This is a genomic window from Pseudobdellovibrio sp. HCB154 (assembly GCF_046267985.1).
Lineage (GTDB): Bacteria > Bdellovibrionota > Bdellovibrionia > Bdellovibrionales > Bdellovibrionaceae > Pseudobdellovibrio.
This window is the reverse complement of the sequence record NZ_CP176530.1, coordinates 3,281,891-3,301,181: the sequence shown is the minus strand read 5'-3', so window position 1 is coordinate 3,301,181 and position 19,291 is coordinate 3,281,891. Positions and strand designations below refer to the sequence as shown.

General features: G+C 39.0%; 24 protein-coding genes and 1 tRNA gene. 14 read left to right on the top strand and 11 right to left on the bottom strand.

The window, feature by feature from the left end; genetic code table 11:
• Positions 1–74: 74 nt before the first annotated feature.
• The 7 genes from ACKWCF_RS15710 to mdh all read right to left on the bottom strand — a co-directional run bounded on the left by ACKWCF_RS15710 (position 75) and on the right by mdh (position 6,640).
• Positions 75–1,049 carry a helix-turn-helix domain-containing protein gene (locus ACKWCF_RS15710; RefSeq protein ID WP_409478555.1) on the bottom strand — a complete coding sequence of 325 codons (975 nt, stop codon included), beginning with the start codon at positions 1,047–1,049 and terminating at the stop codon, positions 75–77.
• Entirely contained in the window at positions 1,046–1,810 is a 765-nt protein-coding gene (locus ACKWCF_RS15705; protein WP_409478554.1) for a tetratricopeptide repeat protein, read from the bottom strand. Before ACKWCF_RS15705 ends, ACKWCF_RS15710 begins: the two co-directional genes overlap by 4 nt.
• Before the next feature lie 48 nt (positions 1,811–1,858).
• Positions 1,859–2,998, bottom strand: coding sequence for a class I SAM-dependent RNA methyltransferase (locus ACKWCF_RS15700; RefSeq protein ID WP_409478553.1), 1,140 nt, complete (start codon positions 2,996–2,998; stop codon positions 1,859–1,861).
• A 79-nt stretch (positions 2,999–3,077) separates the two neighbouring features.
• On the bottom strand, positions 3,078–3,503 hold the full coding sequence (gene ndk, locus ACKWCF_RS15695; protein ID WP_409478552.1) for a nucleoside-diphosphate kinase: 426 nt from the start codon (positions 3,501–3,503) through the stop codon (positions 3,078–3,080).
• A gap of 146 nt (positions 3,504–3,649) precedes the next feature.
• Positions 3,650–4,519, bottom strand: coding sequence for a succinate--CoA ligase subunit alpha (gene sucD / locus ACKWCF_RS15690; protein ID WP_409478551.1), 870 nt, complete (start codon positions 4,517–4,519; stop codon positions 3,650–3,652).
• A gap of 7 nt (positions 4,520–4,526) precedes the next feature.
• On the bottom strand, positions 4,527–5,687 hold the full coding sequence (sucC, locus tag ACKWCF_RS15685) for an ADP-forming succinate--CoA ligase subunit beta (RefSeq protein ID WP_409478550.1): 1,161 nt from the start codon (positions 5,685–5,687) through the stop codon (positions 4,527–4,529).
• Positions 5,687–6,640, bottom strand: a complete 954-nt coding sequence (mdh, locus tag ACKWCF_RS15680; protein WP_409478549.1) for a malate dehydrogenase — start codon at positions 6,638–6,640, stop codon at positions 5,687–5,689. The genes sucC and mdh overlap by 1 nt, the downstream gene beginning before the upstream one ends.
• A gap of 158 nt (positions 6,641–6,798) precedes the next feature.
• Here mdh and ACKWCF_RS15675 point away from each other — a divergent pair, with 158 nt between their 5' ends.
• The 4 genes from ACKWCF_RS15675 to ACKWCF_RS15660 are packed head-to-tail and all read left to right on the top strand — an operon-like array spanning position 6,799 to position 9,334.
• Positions 6,799–7,206: a nuclear transport factor 2 family protein gene (locus ACKWCF_RS15675; protein ID WP_409478548.1), complete on the top strand. Its 408-nt coding sequence runs from the start codon at positions 6,799–6,801 to the stop codon at positions 7,204–7,206.
• Entirely contained in the window at positions 7,206–7,811 is a 606-nt protein-coding gene (locus ACKWCF_RS15670; RefSeq protein WP_409478547.1) for a GNAT family N-acetyltransferase, read from the top strand. The genes ACKWCF_RS15675 and ACKWCF_RS15670 overlap by 1 nt, the downstream gene beginning before the upstream one ends.
• Entirely contained in the window at positions 7,799–8,704 is a 906-nt protein-coding gene (locus ACKWCF_RS15665) for a carbon-nitrogen hydrolase family protein (RefSeq protein WP_409478546.1), read from the top strand. The genes ACKWCF_RS15670 and ACKWCF_RS15665 overlap by 13 nt, the downstream gene beginning before the upstream one ends.
• Positions 8,705–8,722: 18 nt before the next feature.
• Positions 8,723–9,334 carry a hypothetical protein gene (locus ACKWCF_RS15660; protein ID WP_409478545.1) on the top strand — a complete coding sequence of 204 codons (612 nt, stop codon included), beginning with the start codon at positions 8,723–8,725 and terminating at the stop codon, positions 9,332–9,334.
• Between the two features lie 214 nt (positions 9,335–9,548).
• Here the strand turns inward: ACKWCF_RS15660 and ACKWCF_RS15655 are convergent, their stop codons facing one another.
• Positions 9,549–9,719 (bottom strand): hypothetical protein, encoded by a 171-nt coding sequence (locus ACKWCF_RS15655; protein ID WP_409478544.1) that lies wholly within the window; start codon positions 9,717–9,719, stop codon positions 9,549–9,551.
• A gap of 76 nt (positions 9,720–9,795) precedes the next feature.
• Here ACKWCF_RS15655 and ACKWCF_RS15650 point away from each other — a divergent pair, with 76 nt between their 5' ends.
• The 8 genes from ACKWCF_RS15650 to ACKWCF_RS15615 all read left to right on the top strand — a co-directional run bounded on the left by ACKWCF_RS15650 (position 9,796) and on the right by ACKWCF_RS15615 (position 15,217).
• Entirely contained in the window at positions 9,796–10,542 is a 747-nt protein-coding gene (locus ACKWCF_RS15650; protein ID WP_409478543.1) for a hypothetical protein, read from the top strand.
• The gene (locus ACKWCF_RS15645) at positions 10,530–10,967 is read left to right on the top strand and encodes a hypothetical protein (protein ID WP_409478542.1); all 438 of its coding nucleotides are present in this window, start codon (positions 10,530–10,532) and stop codon (positions 10,965–10,967) included. Before ACKWCF_RS15650 ends, ACKWCF_RS15645 begins: the two co-directional genes overlap by 13 nt.
• A 51-nt stretch (positions 10,968–11,018) precedes the next feature.
• Entirely contained in the window at positions 11,019–11,234 is a 216-nt protein-coding gene (locus ACKWCF_RS15640; RefSeq protein WP_409478541.1) for a hypothetical protein, read from the top strand.
• The gene (locus tag ACKWCF_RS15635; protein WP_409478540.1) at positions 11,218–12,264 is read left to right on the top strand and encodes a PLP-dependent cysteine synthase family protein; all 1,047 of its coding nucleotides are present in this window, start codon (positions 11,218–11,220) and stop codon (positions 12,262–12,264) included. The genes ACKWCF_RS15640 and ACKWCF_RS15635 overlap by 17 nt, the downstream gene beginning before the upstream one ends.
• A gap of 21 nt (positions 12,265–12,285) precedes the next feature.
• Positions 12,286–13,458: a cystathionine gamma-synthase gene (locus ACKWCF_RS15630; RefSeq protein ID WP_409478539.1), complete on the top strand. Its 1,173-nt coding sequence runs from the start codon at positions 12,286–12,288 to the stop codon at positions 13,456–13,458.
• Between the two features lie 156 nt (positions 13,459–13,614).
• Positions 13,615–13,690: transfer RNA gene (locus ACKWCF_RS15625), tRNA-Phe, on the top strand.
• Between the two features lie 48 nt (positions 13,691–13,738).
• The gene (locus tag ACKWCF_RS15620) at positions 13,739–14,650 is read left to right on the top strand and encodes a hypothetical protein (protein ID WP_409478538.1); all 912 of its coding nucleotides are present in this window, start codon (positions 13,739–13,741) and stop codon (positions 14,648–14,650) included.
• A 72-nt stretch (positions 14,651–14,722) separates the two neighbouring features.
• A complete protein-coding gene (locus ACKWCF_RS15615) occupies positions 14,723–15,217 on the top strand; it encodes an ORF6N domain-containing protein (protein ID WP_409478537.1) in 495 nt (164 codons plus the stop codon).
• An 87-nt stretch (positions 15,218–15,304) separates the two neighbouring features.
• Here the strand turns inward: ACKWCF_RS15615 and ACKWCF_RS15610 are convergent, their stop codons facing one another.
• Positions 15,305–16,189, bottom strand: coding sequence for an SDR family oxidoreductase (locus ACKWCF_RS15610; RefSeq protein WP_409478536.1), 885 nt, complete (start codon positions 16,187–16,189; stop codon positions 15,305–15,307).
• A gap of 244 nt (positions 16,190–16,433) precedes the next feature.
• Here ACKWCF_RS15610 and ACKWCF_RS15605 point away from each other — a divergent pair, with 244 nt between their 5' ends.
• Both ACKWCF_RS15605 and ACKWCF_RS15600 read left to right on the top strand, forming a co-directional pair.
• Positions 16,434–16,706, top strand: a complete 273-nt coding sequence (locus tag ACKWCF_RS15605; RefSeq protein WP_409478535.1) for an RNA recognition motif domain-containing protein — start codon at positions 16,434–16,436, stop codon at positions 16,704–16,706.
• Positions 16,707–16,778: 72 nt separating this feature from the next.
• Positions 16,779–17,249: a peptidylprolyl isomerase gene (locus tag ACKWCF_RS15600; protein WP_409478534.1), complete on the top strand. Its 471-nt coding sequence runs from the start codon at positions 16,779–16,781 to the stop codon at positions 17,247–17,249.
• A 1-nt stretch (position 17,250) separates the two neighbouring features.
• Here ACKWCF_RS15600 and ACKWCF_RS15595 read toward each other — a convergent pair whose 3' ends face one another.
• Together ACKWCF_RS15595 and ACKWCF_RS15590 are read right to left on the bottom strand one after the other, a co-directional pair.
• The gene (locus ACKWCF_RS15595; protein WP_409478533.1) at positions 17,251–18,327 is read right to left on the bottom strand and encodes an SAM-dependent methyltransferase; all 1,077 of its coding nucleotides are present in this window, start codon (positions 18,325–18,327) and stop codon (positions 17,251–17,253) included.
• Positions 18,328–18,506: 179 nt separating this feature from the next.
• Positions 18,507–19,208 carry a VIT family protein gene (locus ACKWCF_RS15590; protein ID WP_409478532.1) on the bottom strand — a complete coding sequence of 234 codons (702 nt, stop codon included), beginning with the start codon at positions 19,206–19,208 and terminating at the stop codon, positions 18,507–18,509.
• Positions 19,209–19,291: the final 83 nt, after the last annotated feature.

Below are 19,291 nucleotides of genomic sequence, written 5' to 3'. Positions count from 1 at the left end.
ATGTCAGAGCGACAACCAGCTTGATAAAAAATGTCAGCGCAATGAGGTTAAAAATTTTCTTGTTTAGCACTCGATTAGAAAGTCATTTCTACAAACTTATTAGCAGGAGCCATAGGGCCTTTGCTAACGCCATTCACTGTAATGCTAACCGCACTGCCATCAGCTGCGCGTAAGTGAAGACCAGCTTGTGATTTTAAAATTTGGTAAGTGTTTGCTTTTAACGTTAAACGTTTAAAGTCAGATGTGTTGCCTTTAGCGTAATCGATATAAGAATCTTTTTTCGCTTCGATTAAAACTTCAACCGCTTGGCCTTTTGATTTTTCAGCGGCCATTGTATTTTCTGGTCCTGTTGAAGCTGGGGCAACAGTCGCTGCCGCAGAAGCTCCTGGTTTTGCCGCTGTCGCTGCTGTTGAAGCCGTAGAAGCAATCTCTACACCGCCTGTTAAAGTGCTCGAAGCACCTAAAGCATTTACAAGATCATTTGTCGGAACTGTTTCAGCAGCTACGATAGCTGGAGAAGAAGCGACAACAGCTTCTGTGTTAACCGGAACACCTTCAGCTGAAGCATCAGTGACCTGCGGAATTTCATTTTGGTAGTGGTTAGCTACTTTGTTAATAACCGCGATCACGATCACTAATGAAGTAACAACGGCGAAATAGATAAGGTTTTTACGGCTAAGGCCACCTTCCATTTTACTGCCGTTGATTGATTCAACACTTTGTCTGAAAGCCACTTTAGAACTTGTTTGTGCCGGAGTTTCTGCAACAGGTGCTGTGCCAGGGGCTGCCGCTATTGTTTTTGGTACAGGGTGAGTAGAACCCATTTCTTCTTGGAATTGTTTTAAAACGGCATCGCTATCAATTTTTAAATAGTCGGCATAACTTTTTACGAAACCACGAACAAATGTTTTTGCCGGAAGATCATCGGTATCACCGTTTTCGATCGCCGTAATAATACGTACACTTAATTTTAAAGCGTAGGCTACATCTTGAATCGATAAATCTTTTTTGATTCTTTCTGACTTCAGCAATTCTCCGGTGATTTTCATAGTGTTCCTTTTTCGATGATGTCGATCATTTTTTTTGATTGTTCTCTATATTTGGCTTGAGGAAATAAATCTAATAATTCTTTAAAGCGCACTAACGATTGTTCTTTGTCGCCTGTGCGGTACAAAGCAATTGCGGAAAAGTAATGAGCATCATCAATACCCATGACCTTACAAAATGTCGTTGCTTTTTCTAATTGGTCAACAGCCTGTACATTTTCTTTAAGTTCTAAAAACGAACGGCCTAAAAATACTTGTGCGAAACAATCTTCGCGGTCTTGGATTAAAACTTTTCTGAAATGTTTTTTCGCTTCTTTGAAGCGACCACGGTTAAATTCTAATAAACCGTAGTTCATGTCGGCCTTGATCGGGTATTGGTAAGTTAAATCTGTTAACACTTCTTCAAGTAAACGTTGAGCGATCGCGAATTGCTTAAGTTCGATGTATACGCGGGCTAAATTATTTTTAGCATCAGTAAATTTTTTATCTAACTCATAAGCGCGTGAAAAATGTTTTGCTGAAAGTTCAAATTTTTCGCGCACGAAATATAACATACCTAAGTTGTTTTGAATGTGCGGATTTTTCGGATCTAATTCTTCGGCTTCTAAAAGTTCTTTTAGCGCTAAGGGGTAATTACCTTGTTGCATGTATGAAACGCCAAGTTGTTGGCGCAAAAGTGCACGCTCTTCTGAACGATCGCTTTTAAATAACGACGCACATGATGAAAACAAAAAGATGACGATACACAGACGAAGTAAAAACATACTCCTACAATTAGACTTTTAGAGTCTAAATGAGTCAACCTTTTCGAGTTAAGCTAATTCAAGTAAGCAAAGAGTCTCGAAGTGGTCAGTTTGCGGGAACATATCAAAGATTTGCAAATGGCGCATTTCAAAGTGATAGCCATTTTGATTTAGAACTTGAAGGTCACGCACTAACGACACTGGATGACAGCTGATATAGAGTAAAAACGTTGGTTTTGTTTCGGCGATTTTCACTAAAAGTGATTTTTCGCAGCCTTGGCGAGGGGGATCCAACATAATCAGATCGCTCGACATTGTGTTGCGCAGAGGAAATAACTCAGATTTGGTCGTGTAAAAGCGAATTTGTTTATGAAGCTTTTGAGATTTGATGGTATCAACTGCTTTTGCTGTCAGGTCTGGATTTAGCTCGATTGCGTCAATCTGCAAATCTTTAGAAATTTGGCTCAATGGGAACGTAAAATTACCGCTCCCAGCATAAAACTCAGTCAATGAGCGCGGGTTAGTGCCTTTTGCCAAATCCACAGTAGTCTTAACTAACAGGTCATTCACGAAACGATTCACCTGAGAAAATGACAAACCTTCGCTTTGGGCGCCGATTTTATAAAATTCAACTTTGCCTTCAGCATTGATTTTTAATTCATGCTTTAAAAGCTTATCACTTGGGCGAATTTTGGATTTGTTCGTCTTAAGCCAATCACGTAAAGGCTTTTCTGAGATCATGCAATCGTCGATATCCACTAAATCATGGGATTCTGGCTTGAAGTAACCAAGCTTTGTGCCCATTTGTTTTAACTGAATGCGATTGCGGTATTCGAAAACATTCGACGTCACTACCGTTGGTAGTAAGTCGTACTTTTGTTCCGGAAGAAACTTTTTAAAAAGATCTTTAAGAATTAATTCTTTTTGCGCCACTTGATGTTTTTCATCAATGTGCTGCCATGAACAACCGCCACAGTCTTTAAAGTAAGGACACGGCGCTTCACGGCGAAACGGGCTCGCCTTCAATATTGAAACGATTTCTCCGTTTAAAAAGTTTTTTTCAACATGGGTAATACGAACGCGCAAAAGGTCGTCAGGAGCGGATTTGGGAACAAAGACCACCAATTTTTTATCTTGGTAATCAATACGACCAATACCCGAGCCGCCGACCGCCAATTTTTCAATGGTGATGTCGTGCTCAGAATGCAAAAGGGACTCTAGTTGAGAGTCCCTTTTTTTAGAAATAGGATTTTTATTTTCCTGACGTTTCACAGTTCGTAAAACAAGATTACATGTTTACTAATTCGTGTTTGTCGAAGAAAATCGCTAATTCGCGTTCAGCAGAAGCTACTGAATCAGAACCGTGAACAGCGTTTTCGCCCATAGAATCACCGTGCTTAGCGCGGATTGTGCCAGCATCAGCTTTTTTAGGATCAGTTGCACCCATGATTTCGCGGTTTTTTAAAACTGCATTTTCACCAACTAAGCACATCATTACAACTGGGCCAGAAGTCATGAAAGAAACTAATTCACCGAAAAATGGACGCTCTTTGTGTTCAGCGTAGAATAATTCGCATTTTTCACGAGATAACATTCCTAATTTAGCGCCGCCGATGCGTAAGCCTTTAGATTCGAAAGTAGCGATGATGTCACCGATTACGTTCTTTTTAACTGCGTTAGGTTTGATGATTGAAAATGTTCTTTCCATTGCCATGTGGGGCTCCTTTTAAATAGGTTTTTAGGTTACGGATTAGGTGTAAACCGGGGGGTATAAAATGGCAATAAAAAAGGCCCTGTATTGCTACAGAGCCTTGCGATTCACTAACAAATGCCTTTTAAATTAAGCATTTATTGTCTTAATTACTTAAGCATCGATTTAAGAGTCGTTCCCATGTCCGCTGGCGAACGTGAGATTTTGCAACCCGCAGCTTCTAAAGCCGCGAATTTCGCTTCGGCTGTACCTTTACCGCCGCTGATGATAGCGCCGGCATGGCCCATGCGTTTTCCCGGAGGCGCTGAAGCACCCGCGATGAATACCGCTACTGGTTTTTTGAATTCTTTTTTGATGTATTCAGCAGCTTCTTCTTCTGCTGTACCACCGATTTCACCGATCATGATAACTGCATCAGTGTCTGGATCCGCATTGAATAATTTTAACATATCAATGAAGTTTGTGCCATTTACTGGGTCACCACCGATACCAACACAAGTTGATTGGCCTAAACCTAAAGCTGATAATTGACCAACAGCTTCGTAAGTTAATGTACCAGAACGTGATAAAACGCCGATACGACCAGCTTTGTGAATGTGACCAGGCATGATTCCGATTTTACATTGTTCTGGAGTGATTACACCTGGGCAGTTCGGACCGATTAAACGCGTGCGTTTGCCTTGCATGTATTTCTTAACCTTAACCATGTCTAATACTGGAATACCTTCAGTGATACAGATCACTAAATCTAAATCAGCATCAACGGCTTCCATAATTGAATCAGCAGCAAATGGAGGTGGAACGAAGATCATAGATACTGTTGCGCCAGTTTTTTCTTTTGCTTCTCTAACAGTGTTAAATACCGGAATACCTTCGTGAGTAGTTCCACCTTTACCTGGTGTAACACCTGCAACCATTTGTGTTCCGTATTGTTTACATTGTAATGAGTGGAATGAACCTTGAGATCCTGTAAGACCTTGGCACATTACTTTTGTATTCTTATTAATTAAAATAGCCATCTAAAACCTACTTAATTGCTGCAGTAATTTTTTTAGCAGCGTCTGTTAAATCGTTAGCAGGAATGATATTTAAACCTGATTCAGCTAAGATTTTTTTACCCAACTCAACGTTAGTACCTTCTAAACGAACTACTAAAGGAACTTTTAAACCAACTTCTTTAGAAGCGGCGATAACACCTTCAGCGATCACGTCACATTTCATGATACCACCGAAGATATTTACTAAAATACCTTTAACGTTTTTGTCTTTAAGGATGATTTTGAAAGCATTAGTTACTTTTTCTTTATTTGCTCCGCCGCCAACATCTAAGAAGTTCGCAGGAGAAGCACCGTGAAGTTTAATGATATCAAGAGTAGCCATCGCTAAACCCGCACCATTTACTAAACAACCGATAGATCCATCTAATTTAATGAAAGCTAAATCAAACTTAGAAGCTTCGATTTCAGTCGCTTCTTCTTCAGTTAAATCGCGCATTTCTAAAATTTTTGGCTGACGGTATAATGAATTTGAATCGAAATTCATTTTTGCATCTAAGCAAATAACATCATCTTCTTTAGTTACAACTAAAGGATTGATTTCAGCGATAGAGCAATCGTGTTTAACGAAAGCTTCGTATAAGCCCATCATGAATTTAACAGCTTTATTAACCGTTGAAGGAGCCATACCGATAGCGAAAGCTAATTCACGAGCCTGCCAAGCGCCAAGGCCTGTTACCGGATCGATATCAACTTTTTTAATCGCGCTTGGATTGTGTTCTGCAACTTCTTCGATATCCATGCCGCCTTCAGAAGAAGCCATCATTGCTACACGGCCAGTTTCACGGTCGATTAAGCAAGCTACGTAGTATTCTTTTGCAATGTTACAACCTTGCTCGATAAATACTTTGTGAACTTTTTTACCTTCAGGACCTGTTTGGTGAGTCACTAAAGTCATACCTAAAATTTTAGTCGCGTAATCGCGAACTTCATCTAGTGATTTGGCAACTTTAACGCCGCCACCTTTACCGCGGCCACCGGCGTGGATTTGGGCTTTAACAACCCAAACTGATCCACCGATTTCTTTAGCTGCAGCAACTGCTTCATCTGGAGTTAATGCTAATTTACCTTTTAGGGTAGCAACTCCGAAATTTCTTAAAACTTCTTTTGCTTGATACTCATGAATATTCATTATTGAACCGTTTTTAACCCTTCACATAATGTGCGAACAGCGTTTACAGATTTTTCGAACTCAGCTTTTTCGTCAGCGTTGAATTTGTAGTCGATGATTTTTTCTAAACCTTTACCACCGATAACGCACATAACACCAACCATCATTTTATCGCTAACACCGAATTCACCGTTTAACTCAACAGCAACTGGTAATACACGTTTTTGATCTTTAAGAATCGCTTCAGCCATTTCAACAGCACCACGAGAAGGAGCGTAGTAAGCTGAACCAGTTTTTAAGTGGCCACCGATTTCTGCGCCTGCAGATTTAGTACGTTGAACGATCGCAGCGATTTTATCAGCTGGTAACATATCGATTAATGGAACTGAACCCACAGAAGCTGTGCGAACTAGAGGAACCATCGCATCACCGTGGTTACCAACAACAACGCCAGTTACGTCTTTGTAAGATACGCCACACTCTTCAGCGATGAATGTACGGAAACGAGCTGAATCTAAACAACCGCCCATACCTAAAACGCGCTCTTTCGGGAATCCTAATTGTTGTTTAGCGTATAACGCCATAACATCCATTGGGTTACAAACTACGATAACGATTGAGTCTGGAGCGTGTTGTTTAATACCAGCACAAACATCTTTAACGATTTTTGCGTTGATACCGATTAATTCGTCACGGCTCATACCTGGTTTACGTGGCATACCTGCAGTGATGATCACAACGTCAGAGTTTGCGATATCAGCGTAGTTAGAAGTACCTTTGATTTTTGTATCGAACATTTCCATAGTAGCTGCTTGAGCTAAATCTAAAGTTTTTCCGATAGCTGCGCCTTCGTTGATATCTAAAAGAACTACATCACCTAATTCTTTTTGCGCTGCCCAGTGAGCAGTTGTTGAACCTACGAAACCTGCGCCGATAACGGCGATTTTTTTTCTTGTGTGTGCTGTGAATGCCATTGAAAAATTCCTCCGGAAACATTTTAAAAACTTTGGCTTTGCCAAAAGTTTGTTTTTTTGATTTTGTAATTAAAAATTAAATACTTAACAGGTTTAATACTTATCATCTTAAAGCTCAAGCCCAGATAAGTTTTTGGCCTATTGCAGGAGTTGAAATCATGAGCGCAAATCAAAGTCTAGATATCGTAAAAAATTACTTCAAAGCCTTTAATGAAGGCAGAACTAAAGACATGCTCGCATTACTTCATCCTGAGATTGAGCACGACATTAATCAGGGCAAAAAAGAAGTGGGCTTAGAGGCTTTCGTTAAATTTATGGCTCATATGGACAATTGCTATAAAGAAGAGCTTAAAAATCTGACTTATTTCGTGAGTGAAAACCCCAACCGCGTTGCTGCTGAATTTGATGTGCACGGCACTTATTTAAAAACTGACGGTTCACTACCTGCAGCGAGAGGCCAAAAATATGTGGTTCCGGCAGGGTCATTTTTAGAAATTAAAGAAGGCAAAATTAAACGTGTAACAACGTACTACAATCTACCTCAGTGGATTGAAATGGTGAAATAGTGAGCATAAAAGTTAAGCCAGTTTCTAAAGCGTTTGCACGCGAACATCTTTTAGAGATTGCAGCGCTGAGGATTAAAGTTTTCAAAGACTTTCCGTATATTTACGATGGGTCAGTTGAATACGAAGTTAAATATCTAGACCGTTATTTTAAGGCTCCAAACGGCACTTTTATTTTGGCTATTGATGAAAACAACGGCAATAAAATTGTGGGTGTTGCAACGGCTCTTCCGCTCACCGAAGAAGATGATTTTGTAAAAAAACCGTTCTTAGATTTAGGCAAAAAAATCGACGAATTTTTCTACTTCGGTGAAAGTATTTTATTACCTGAATATCGCGGCCAGGGATTAGGTCATGCGTTCTTTGATGAACGCGAAAAAGTAGCCTTAAGTTTTTCGCAAATTAAATTCACGACATTTTGTGCTGTGGAAAGACCTGTGGATCATCCGCTGAAACCCGCGAATTACCAGCCTTTAGACGAGTTTTGGCAAAAGCGCGGCTATCAAAGACATTCTCAGTTAACTTCCAAATTCGAATGGCTTGATATCGGTGAGAGCCATGAAACAGAAAAAAATATGAAGTATTGGATAAAATCATGGAATCGTTAAGTGTAACAGTGGCTTCGGCACAATACCCTCTGGATTTTTTTGCGAACATTGATCAGTGGAAAGTAAAAACCCGCACTTGGGTGGAAAAAGCTGTGGAAACTAAAGCACAGATCTTACTTTTTCCAGAATATGGCGCCATGGAGATCACTTCATTGTTTTCTGAAGCTGAACGTGCGGATTTAAAATCACAGGCGAAGAAGTTCTTACTATATATAGATGAGTTTAAAAAAACTTTTTCTGAGCTTTCACAAAAGCACGGCGTTTATATCATCGCGCCAAGTCTTCCTTTTTATCAAAATGAAACATTAACAACAAATCGCGTGTTTGTATTTGCACCAAACGGTGCTGTTGAATTTCAAGATAAGTTTTTTATGACGCGTTTTGAAGATGAAGAGTGGAATGTGCAAGCGGGCGAACCTGTGATCAAAATTTTTGATACTGGATTTGTTAAGTTTTCGATTTCAACATGCTTTGATATCGAGTTTTCTTTTCCTTCACTTTCAGCTTCACACGCGGGGGCGCAAATTATTTTTGCGCCAAGTTGTACTGAAACCGTAAAAGGGGCTTACCGTGTGCATTTGGGGGCGAGAGCTCGTGCTTTAGAAAATCAAAACTATTTAGTGGTGTCGCAAACCATCGGTGAAGCAAAATGGTCGCCGGCAGTTGATATTAACTATGGTTATGCAGGATTTTATGCAACTCCTGATGTGGGATTTCCGGATGATGGAGTTTTGCAAGTTGGTGAAGCGAATAAATCGGGGTGGATCACGCAATCACTGCGCCTTTCGCACATCGAGCGTGTTCGCAGCTCTGGAGCAGTTTTTAATTTTAAAAAGCATCAAGATTTGCAGAAATCGTTTCCCATTCAGACAAAAATGATTAAACTAACCTAAAAAAGAGAGGCCGCAGCCATGAAATCACTTATTATTGCATTAGCTTTTTTAACGACAGCAGTATCTTTCGCTCAATCTTCTGAAACAGAAAGCTCAAACCAATCTGTTTTTTCAAGAAGCCAAAAGTTCGATAACGAAGGTGTAGAGCTTTACGATTCAAATTATGAACTTAAAAATTACAAAAAACTTGGTTTAGGCGTGTCTACAGGCGGTTTAACGGGTGGTTTTGGCTTTAATTTAGAAGTTAATCTTAAACCGGCAGATGCTTTAGGCTTCGGAATCGGTATGGGCAAGGCTTACAATACATTTCACATTGCCTGGAAACATAATTATGAATCTAATTACTTATCTCCATATACTAAGGTCGGATATGCGAATTGGTTCAATGCCAACTCTCCAGATGGTGATGCTTCTAGTTCTGATATCTTAAAAAGAGTTCTTTCAGAAAAACAAATCCAAGAAAATAAGTTCTCAGCGAACTTCATCGCTGGTGGCATGGGTTTAGAATACAACCAACTTGAAGGTGAATTATCAGGTGTAAACTTTTACGGTGAATTAATGGTGCTTGGAGAGCTTAACAGCTCGGTTTATCTTCCAACAGCTGGTGTTGGTTTAACTTACTTTTACTAAGACGGGACTCGCATCCTGCTGTAGCTTCTGACGACTTCCTGTCGTCAGATCAATTGAAAAAATACTGTTAAACGCAAAATAGGCCTTCTAGGGCCTATTTTTTTATTCGAAATGCAATTTGAGAGACATATTGAGACAACTTCGAAGAGCTTTGGGCAAAAAAAAAGGACCAACTTACGTTAGCCCTTCCAAAGCCTCTGCTTTACAGAAGAATCTACTTTTTTTTCTTTTTTGTAGATTTTTTTGTAGTTTTTTTAGCAGCTTTTTTAGTAGCTTTTTTTGCTTTTTTCTTAGCCATGGTTGCTCCTTCCGGAGTGAACGTATTTCTACATCCACGTTGTTGTTGTTGTGACTTTTCAGTCTCCCTTAATAAAATTGTCGACAAATTGATTTAATCCGTCAACAAAAAAAATTGTTGCATTTATCTTGCAATCAAACTTTTGCGTGAAAGCGAGGTTTGAATGCTTTTTTTACTGATTTCGATATTCGGATTATTCATTTCGGACAGATTTGTGTATCGGCTTGAGATCTTTCACATCATTTTTCCGAAAATTCGGAAACTGCTGTTCATCGTTTTGAATATTCCGAGCCTCTATTTTCTGTTTTTCAAAGAACATTTGTTGTTGTTCATGTGTTATATCGGCGTAATTTTGTTGAGCTTGATATTTTTGAACATATATTTTGAATTTTTTTTGAAAAAAGCATTTTTCAGAGGGCAAATTAAGGTTCTTGAAGCAATAAATCTGCATATTAAAGGTGGTCAATCACCGTTGAAATCAACAAAACTTGTGTTTCAAACACTCACTCACGTCGAAAAAATTGTTTTTGAACCGCTGAACTACATCGATGTTGATGTCGATCACGCAAGCGCGGTGCCAATTTACGCGCGAAAGAAGTTTTCAGCACAATATTTCGAAGAAATTTATTTTATTTTGCGTTCTTCAACGCGAGTTTCTGATCAAATTGACCAATTTAAGCGGGGATTACGCATTCAAAATAGTTTGCGACATAGGTCGAGACTTTCAGCACTTCAAGTGCGCGCACAAGCGGTGGTTGCGGCACTTATTTATGTATTTTTGCTTTTCTTTGCCATCGCAGAACTGCAATTAACAAAGTATCCGTCAGTCATTGTCGTCTCGCTTTTGTTGATGGCAGCGGGTCTTACGATTATTTTAAAAAAAGGAAGTCAGATCAAATGGACGATTTAAATTTACCGAACAGTTTGATTTTAGTGTGGGATATTAAGCGCGCGATCGAAAAAAATCTGTCATTGCAGCAGGGTTTGCAGAAATTTGTTCAGCGTACGGCGAATATACGCGGGTTTCAGGACGATTTTTCAAAAAACTTCATGAAGTGGTGGCAAATCTGGCAAAAAACACAGGTTAGCGACCTAAACAATTTTAACGCACAACATAGAGCGCTGATCACATTGATTGAATCAGGTCTTCGCGGGCAATCAATTTACGAACCCATTAAGTCCATTGAAGCGGATTTAATCGAGATGTGTGAGGCGGATATCCAAGAACATGCGGCGAAACTTCCGCTGCTTTTGCAAATTCCACTGGTTTTTCTAGTGTTTCCGGCCATTTGTATTTTGTTGTTGGTGCCGACACTGTGCCAGCTCGCTTTTTAATAGGTTTTTCACCTTGTTTTGCCTGCGCGAAAACGATAATTTCTTCAGAGTATGACAAACAATGAATTATGCCTCGAACTAGTCTCTGAATTGACGAAAAAAAATGTTCAATCCAAAAAAGTGCAACAGTTATGTCAGCGCCTGAAAATTCCATTTAATGGCGATGTGGTAGAACTTATGACTTACATGCTGGGCTCAGGAATGATCCAAAAGAACACAAAAACACCAAGCAAAACAAAGAAGACAAATCATGATATCAATCTCTAATAATATCTTAGACACCATCGGAAACACGCCTCTAGTGCGTTTAAACAAAGTTACAGCGGGTTCAAAACACGAATTCTTCGGTAAAGTTGAGTATTTTAATCCAGGCGGATCAATTAAAGATCGTATTGCCAAATATATGGTTGAAGCGGCTGAAAAACGCGGCGAACTTAAACCAGGCGGTACTATTGTTGAGGCTACAGCCGGTAACACAGGCATGGGATTAGCTTTAGCAGCGGCTGTTAAAGGCTATAAATGTATTTTCGTTCTTCCAGAAAAAATGAGCGAAGAAAAACGTGCGATGTTACGTGCTTACGGCGCGAAAGTTGTTGTCACTCCAATGGGTTTAGAACCAGAACATCCATTAAGCCACTATTCAGTAGCTAAAAAAATCGCTGAAAACACGCCAAATTGTTTCTATGCGAATCAATATCACAATATGGATAACATGGATTATCACTATAATGTGACAGGCCCTGAATTATGGGAGCAAACAAAAGGTCAAATCGACGTATTTGTTGGCGGTGTAGGCACTGGCGGAACTATTTCAGGCGTTGGTAAATACTTAAAAGAGAAAAATCCAAATACAAAAGTTCTAGTAACTGATCCAGTGGGTTCAATTATCTACGATTTATTCTATCACGGTAAAATCGTTGATCCTCCAGGTGCTTGGAAAGTTGAAGGCGTTGGTGAAGATATGCTTCCGAACAACTGCCAATTAAAAATTTACGATGATTGCGTAAAAGTAACTGATAAAGACGCTTTTCAATTAACTCGTCGTTTAGTGATTGAAGAAGGTTTATGCGTTGGCCCTTCAAGCGGTTTAATTTTAGCGGGTGCGATTGAGTATTCGAAAAAATTAGAAAAACCATCAAAAATCGTTGTTGTTATGCCTGATTCCGGCAAAGCGTACTTAAGCAAAGTATTTAACGATAAATGGATGGTTGATAACGGCTTAATGGATGCAAGTGCCATGAAAACAGCTTTTAACGTTGAAGTAAAAGCTGAAGAACACATGAAACAATACACTTAATAGATATAAATAGAGAGATTTATGAAAACAGATAGCTCAAAAATGAAATTTAATACGCGCGCGATTCACGCGGGCCAATCTCCAGATCCTACAACTGGCGCGATTATGACGCCGGTGTACTTAACTTCGACTTATGTGCAAGAATCTCCGGGTGTTCACAAAGGTTGGGAATATTCTCGTACGCACAATCCAACTCGCAGAGCTTATGAAGATTGCATCGCTTCTTTAGAATCAGGTAAATACGGTTTTGCTTTTGCCAGCGGTTGTGCCGCAACTACGACAGTTCTTCATTTATTAACTGCCGGTGATCATGTTGTTGCCATGGATGATATGTACGGCGGAACTTTCCGTTTATTTGATAAAGTATTACGTCATCACGGTTTAGAGTTTTCTTACACAGATTTAACTGACGTAGCTAACGTAGAAAAAGCGATCAAACCAAATACAAAAATGATCTGGGTTGAAACACCAACAAATCCAACATTGAAGTTAGCTGATATTAAGAAAATTTCGGCGATTGCAGCAGCTAAAGGTATCTTAGTTGTCGTTGATAACACATTTATGTCGCCTTACTTCCAACGTCCGTTAGAATTAGGTGCCAATATCGTTGTTCACTCAGCTACTAAATACATCGGTGGCCACTCTGACGTGGTTGGTGGAGTCGCTGTAACTTCTGATAAAGCGATTGCAGATAAAATTCAGTTTTTAAGTAATTCAATGGGTGGAGTGCAAGGGGCGTTTGATGCGTTCTTAGCATTACGTTCATTAAAAACTTTACCACTTCGTATGAAAGCTCATGCTGAAAATGGTATGAAAGTGGCGCAATTTTTAGAAAAGCATCCACAAGTAGAACGCATTATTTACCCAGGTTTAGCTTCACATCCACAACATGAATTAGCGAAACAACAAATGAGCGGCTTTGGTGGAATGATTACATTCTTTATCAAAGGTGGAATGACAGCTGCCCGTAAATTTTTAGAATCAGTAGAAGTATTTGCGTTAGCTGAATCACTTGGTGGTGTTGAATCGTTGATTGAACATCCGGCCATTATGACTCACGCGTCTGTTCCGCCCGAACAACGTAAAGCACTAGGTATCGATGATTCGTTAATCCGCTTATCGGTGGGTGTTGAAGATATCGATGATCTACTTCATGACTTAGACCAGGCTTTCAAAGCCGCTGCTGGAAAATAGATCGTTAATTTTCAGCTTCCAAGCCTCAATATGACCATTCTTTAATCAGAATGGTCTTTTGGGGCGAATTGCGGGCATAGATTTATGCTCGAAAGGGGCTAAATAGTTGACTTGATTAGCGCAAATAGATAGTTTTCAGGTTCACTTTCTAGGAATGGTCAAGTAGCTCAGTCGGTAGAGCAGATGACTGAAAATCATCGTGTCGGCGGTTCAATTCCGTCCTTGACCACCATTCTTCTTTTTCATTTAAAAAATAAAAGTTTCAACGTTTAATTTAAGTATGAAAAAATACTTATTTATTCTCATTTCGATCGCATTAATCGCAAGTTGTAAAACAGCAGAAAAGCAAAATGTTGAACCAATACATATTGACCCAAAATTATTAATTCCTTGGGGCGAAGCCCTCAAAGACGAAACTACTGCAGAATCTCCGGCTATTTACGAATTTAAATCAAAAGATAAAAAGCTTTGGTATTTGGCTAGCCGACATTCCAATAAAATTGATCAGCCTGTTTTTAAATATATAAGTGAAGTCATTAATAAAAAACCTGATGTGATTATTGTTGAAGGTTTTGAATCTGACTTAGGATTTAGTCCAAAAGAAATATCAGAATCTGTTCTGCAAGGAATCAAAGATGGTTTCTATCCGGCAGGGGAGCCTTCTTATGCTATTGAGTTAGCAACTAAAAATAATATTCCATATATAGGTGGGGAGCCTAACGATAAACTTATTTTACAAGAAATTTTAAAAGCAGGATATACAGCGAATGATCTATTGAGCTTTAACTTTGTTAGAAGGATGCCTCAAATTAACCGTTCAGGTGAATTAAAAAAAAACAAAGTTGAAAATATCTATGCTAAATACATCAAGAGTAAAGCACGTGATTTTGATTACAAAGGTAAAACGCTGAATTTCAATAAATTCAAAGAATGGTATTTAAAAAATCAAGGAAAGAAATTTAGTTTAACTGCCGGAGAAAAAGGAGAAACGGCGCCGATCGAAGGACCGTACTTTACACAGAAAATTTCTCTAGAGGTTACAAAAATTAGGGATATAAATATTCTACAGCTGATTTCTAATATGATGAACAAATACAATAAGGTAGTGATTATTTATGGAAGCTCACATTACAGAGTTGAGCATAAAGCAATTAAAGCATCATTAGGCGAGCCGAAAAGAATTAGCCTTTGATTTTGAGATCACAGATTGTGATCTCAAATAACAAATTAAAATTGGCCAGAGGATTGCTGGCATGTTCAGCCTATGACCAAAACATCAAAAGCCGAAATTCAAAAATGCATTTTTATCGTTCGTAAGCAAAAAGTAATGTTAGATTCTGATTTGGCTCGAATATACGGGGTTCAAACAAAAAACTTAAATAAAGCGGTAAAACGAAATCCGGATCGTTTTCCGCCGGATTTTATGTTCCAACTTACTGCGAGTGAAGCTGAAAACTTGAGGTTCCAGTCTGGAACCTCAAGTTCATATGGTGGCCGTCGTTATTTACCTTATGTTTTTACAGAACATGGTGCTTTAATGTTAGCGAACGTACTTACTAGCGAAACAGCTGTTGAAGCGAGTATTCAGGTTGTCCGATCTTTTGTTCAATTACGAGAATTTGTCATTTCTCACCAAGAACTTGCAAAGAAACTCCATGAGCTTGAAAAGAAGTATGATTCGCAATTCAAAGATGTTTTTAAGGCGATTGAACAACTGATGACCATTCCTGAAATCCCTACTAAAAGAATTGGAATTTAAGCAATTAAGTTAAATGCAATGCAATTAGTTAGAAATGCATCCAGTTCTGGCCACCATTTCAATCCAAAAATTTTTTACAACTTATTTTTAAACGCGATTAGTGTATTTGCGCGCCCACTTGCGCGCATTCGGAAGTATTGAAAATAATAAATTTAACAAAATTCCTCTCGGGATAAATCGGCGCATATAATAAAATATCATCGCATCTAGTGTAGCCGGAATCCAAAGAGGTGGATTTTTTTTCTCGATCACTTTTAAAATTCTTAGCGCCACATCTGTTGGAGAGGTCAGGCTTAGTCTCATTAATCGTTCGATAAACGGTGTCATATTCTGGTAATAATCTGCATACACAGCTTCGGTATCGTGTTGAGGAGTTGAAAGTACCGAATACTTTACATTTAAGAACGATTTTGAACGAACAAATCCAGGTTGAATTAAACTAACGTTAATTCCTAGTGGCTTTAATTCATACCACAAAGCTTCGCTTAATCCTTCTAAAGCATATTTTGAGGCACTGTAAGATCCCATCGTAGGCATGGCAAGCATTCCACTGACAGACGAAACATTTATAATTTTACCACGCCCAAGCTTTCGCATATGCGGAAGGACAGCTCTGATAAGGCCGACTGGACCGAAATAATTTGTAGCAAATTGATGTAGTTCTTCGTCAGCACTCATGTGTTCGACTACGGCCCTGTAACTGACACCAGCGTTATTAATCAGAATATTAACACCTGACCACCGCGCGACGATTTCGTCGATGAGTTTTATTCTTTGATTTTCATTAATAACATCAAGCTCTCGGATTAAAAAATTTTCTCTTTCGACAAATTTTTCATGCAGAAGCGCGATCGAATTTTTTCGTGCAGTAATTATAACGCGGTACCGGTTTTTTTTATAAAGCTGTTCAGCCAAAGCTAAACCTATTCCTGATCCGCAACCTGTAACTAAAATTATCGGAAGCTTTTTCATACTTCAATTATAACATGAAACTGAATTTCACTCTGAAAACAAAAAAATAAAGTCGAGCAAGGCGTACTACAAGTCGAACACAAACTATCTTAGCCAAAGACGCTGCCGACGATATGGCAAAATATAAACTTAGGTAGTCTACGTAATGCGTGATACTTTACCGATACGTAATAAGCTAGTTAGAGCCTTTGTTCATTCTGTTCAATTCCCTCCAAAGTAGCACTCAAGCCTATAGGAGGTTACAATGAGTACAAAATTATATATCGGCAATTTGCCATATTCGGCAACTGAGCAATCACTAAGTGAGAAATTTTCTGAATGCGGAACTGTTAGTTCAGCAAAAGTAATTATGGACCGCGACTCGGGACGCAGCAAAGGTTTTGCCTTTGTTGAAATGTCTTCGGCTGCTGAAGCATTAAACTCGATCAGCCGCTTTAACGGAACTGATCTAGACGGTCGCGCAATTAGCGTAGCTGAAGCTAAACCGATGGTGGAGCGCCCTAGAAGCCGCTATTAATTTTACTATTAAAAATTAATTCATTCTAACCGGCCTCTAGTAGGCCGGTTTTTTATAAAGCGAGAAATAATCATGAATCCACAAATAATTTCATTTAACTGTCTTTTAAAAAACAGAGCCGGAAAATTGATAAGTGCGACTTACAATCGTGATGTATTAAACGCCATCGATGCCGATGACGCTCAACTCATAGCTCTTGCTCAAGGATTGCAAAATATCAAAAAAGGCGAAAAAAGAAAAATATCTATTTCGGCCGAACAAGCTTATGGTTTTTATGATCCTAAAAAAATTATTCTTTATCCTACCCGCAAGCTTCCCAAAGATATCCGTTTAGGCCAATCTATTAAAATTCTTACCAAAAGCGGTATAATTAAAAATTACGTTGTTTCGCAGTTTCACAATGATCTAACCAGCCTGGATGGCAATCATCCTCTAGCCGGACAAGACCTTGTGTTTGAAATCGAAGCTCTTGATGTGCGTGACGCAACAGACGAAGAAATTGAAAATTCAAACAATTCAGTTTCGAAACAAATATTGCATTGACCTAATTAGAGCGAAACAGGCAAAAATTACCTGTTCTGAACTCTTGTGGTTTTGACCACGTACGTATATTTTCGGCCTTAAGAAAATGTAATTTCGCATTGCCCTTAGTAATAACATTTATTTTTTTTCGCGAAGCAACTTCAGTGAGTTTATTAATAATGTGTTTATAAGTTTCTTCAGTAAATGGATCGTAAAGATAGTATGTCTCGGCTTCTGGAAATGCAAAATTTTGATCTGAAAGATCCTGCTGAAAAAATTTAACCCGCTTATCTAAACCTAGATTTTTAACTGCAGCGGTAGCGACGTTTACCCTATTTTCAACAAATTCATAACCAGAAAACTCAATATCTGGCCGTAGAAGTCCGACAGTAATTCCTACGCGCCCAAAGCCCGAACCTAGATCAATAAAACGAGACCCCGATGGAAGGTTAACGTATCTTAAGGCCATCAAAAGTGCCGAGTAACTTGATTGCACACTGACACCGGATTGCAGATAAATGCGCTCAATGGTTCGTGATTCGGTATCAGGATGTTCAGATTTGTAATTTAAATTAAAACATTCGTCCAAACAATCGAAACTGCGGTAAAGCGTATAATCCAATTCTTGATTTAGATCATTTTTTTTCATAGTCATTTGGTGTTCGAATTCAAACAATTCAGACATCATATTTAGCGCTGTTGTTGCAAATTCTCGGCTTTGGGGAAATGGCTTTTGCTTTGCAGCGCTGACTATAGTTTTTTGAATTGCTAAAACAGTATTCTGATAAAATTTAATATCATAAATTGAAGTGCCATCCAGAGTTGACTGAAAAAAAAGTAAGGGTCTTAGTTCTGATTTAAAAAACTTTTTAAGAAAGTGTGCAATGACAACCTTCTTTTCTTCACCGTCGTTTTTCAGGTCCTCGATCCAATATTGACCGTCAATGAATTCTAAAGCGGTTATCAAAAAAGAAACATCGACAAATAAGGCGGCAAAGACTTTAGAGTCTAATCCAGCAATAAATTTTTCGGTTTCAGTCTTAAGATCTAAATGAGGTTGGGTAATTAAAAAGATTAAATTTTGGCGATAGGATTGCACGTCTGCCTTAGGTTAGGCTTTCAGATTACCGCGCAATGCTCAATATACCTAATTATTATTACCGTTTTCGATAGAATATGTCCAAATCAACTATAGCCTGTTTGAGCACCAGCTTTTGCTACAGCTTCATTTAATACGGGATAGTGAAGCAAAATTCTGATCCTAGGTCGGGTTGAGATTTAAATGTTAGAGGCTCCAAAGATATGACCAATTCCTGCTGTAGCGGCCATGGCAAAGCTTCCCCAAAAACCTATGCGTAGAGCAGCTTTTGTAACGCTCGCTCCTCCTGCAATGGCTGATAATATTCCAAGTAGAATCAAAAAAAATAAAGAAGCTAAAGACACTGCAAAAACCACATTTGATAATTGAGACATTACGGCAACTAACAACGGGAGCGCAGCACCCACGGCAAATGTAATTGCTGAGGCCATTGCAGCTTGTAGCGGACGAGCTTTGTGAATTTCGGTAATTCCCAGTTCATCACGGGCATGGCTACCTAAGGCATCATGTTTTGTTAATTGTGCGGCGACTTGTTTTGCTAAATCGGGCGCAAGACCGCGCGCGATGTAAATTTGTTGGAGTTCGTTGAGTTCAAAATCAGGATCTGTTTCGAGCTCTAATTTTTCTCGTGCGAGGTCAGCCGACTCGGTATCGGCTTGTGAGCTTACAGAAATGTATTCGCCTGCAGCCATAGAAAATGCACCAGCAACTAATCCTGCAACTCCACTCACTAAAATATTTTGGTGAGACGTACTGGCTGAGGCAACACCGACAATTAAGCTAGCTGTTGAAACAATGCCATCGTTGGCTCCCAACACAGCGGCTCGCAACCATCCGATGTTCGTGGTTTTGTGTTTTTCAGATTGCTGATGTGTATTCATACAGGAATTATGACATTTTTAATTCTAACATCAACGACTAAAGTCGGTATTAATTTTTTCTCGAAATGAGCCGATAGTGATTT

Coding starts and splice junctions, on each gene's coding strand:
- ACKWCF_RS15620 (WP_409478538.1), top strand. CDS start 13,739: ATGAAAAAATACTTATTTATTCTCATTTCGATCGCATTAATCGCAAGT.
- ACKWCF_RS15665 (WP_409478546.1), top strand. CDS start 7,799: ATGGAATCGTTAAGTGTAACAGTGGCTTCGGCACAATACCCTCTGGAT.
- ACKWCF_RS15590 (WP_409478532.1), bottom strand. CDS start 19,208: ATGAATACACATCAGCAATCTGAAAAACACAAAACCACGAACATCGGA.
- ACKWCF_RS15675 (WP_409478548.1), top strand. CDS start 6,799: ATGAGCGCAAATCAAAGTCTAGATATCGTAAAAAATTACTTCAAAGCC.
- ACKWCF_RS15630 (WP_409478539.1), top strand. CDS start 12,286: ATGAAAACAGATAGCTCAAAAATGAAATTTAATACGCGCGCGATTCAC.
- ACKWCF_RS15645 (WP_409478542.1), top strand. CDS start 10,530: ATGGACGATTTAAATTTACCGAACAGTTTGATTTTAGTGTGGGATATT.
- ACKWCF_RS15660 (WP_409478545.1), top strand. CDS start 8,723: ATGAAATCACTTATTATTGCATTAGCTTTTTTAACGACAGCAGTATCT.
- ACKWCF_RS15600 (WP_409478534.1), top strand. CDS start 16,779: ATGAATCCACAAATAATTTCATTTAACTGTCTTTTAAAAAACAGAGCC.
- ACKWCF_RS15635 (WP_409478540.1), top strand. CDS start 11,218: ATGATATCAATCTCTAATAATATCTTAGACACCATCGGAAACACGCCT.
- ACKWCF_RS15650 (WP_409478543.1), top strand. CDS start 9,796: ATGCTTTTTTTACTGATTTCGATATTCGGATTATTCATTTCGGACAGA.
- ACKWCF_RS15615 (WP_409478537.1), top strand. CDS start 14,723: ATGACCAAAACATCAAAAGCCGAAATTCAAAAATGCATTTTTATCGTT.
- ACKWCF_RS15610 (WP_409478536.1), bottom strand. CDS start 16,189: ATGAAAAAGCTTCCGATAATTTTAGTTACAGGTTGCGGATCAGGAATA.
- ACKWCF_RS15710 (WP_409478555.1), bottom strand. CDS start 1,049: ATGAAAATCACCGGAGAATTGCTGAAGTCAGAAAGAATCAAAAAAGAT.
- sucC (WP_409478550.1), bottom strand. CDS start 5,687: ATGAATATTCATGAGTATCAAGCAAAAGAAGTTTTAAGAAATTTCGGA.
- sucD (WP_409478551.1), bottom strand. CDS start 4,519: ATGGCTATTTTAATTAATAAGAATACAAAAGTAATGTGCCAAGGTCTT.
- ndk (WP_409478552.1), bottom strand. CDS start 3,503: ATGGCAATGGAAAGAACATTTTCAATCATCAAACCTAACGCAGTTAAA.
- ACKWCF_RS15705 (WP_409478554.1), bottom strand. CDS start 1,810: ATGTTTTTACTTCGTCTGTGTATCGTCATCTTTTTGTTTTCATCATGT.
- mdh (WP_409478549.1), bottom strand. CDS start 6,640: ATGGCATTCACAGCACACACAAGAAAAAAAATCGCCGTTATCGGCGCA.
- ACKWCF_RS15605 (WP_409478535.1), top strand. CDS start 16,434: ATGAGTACAAAATTATATATCGGCAATTTGCCATATTCGGCAACTGAG.
- ACKWCF_RS15640 (WP_409478541.1), top strand. CDS start 11,019: ATGACAAACAATGAATTATGCCTCGAACTAGTCTCTGAATTGACGAAA.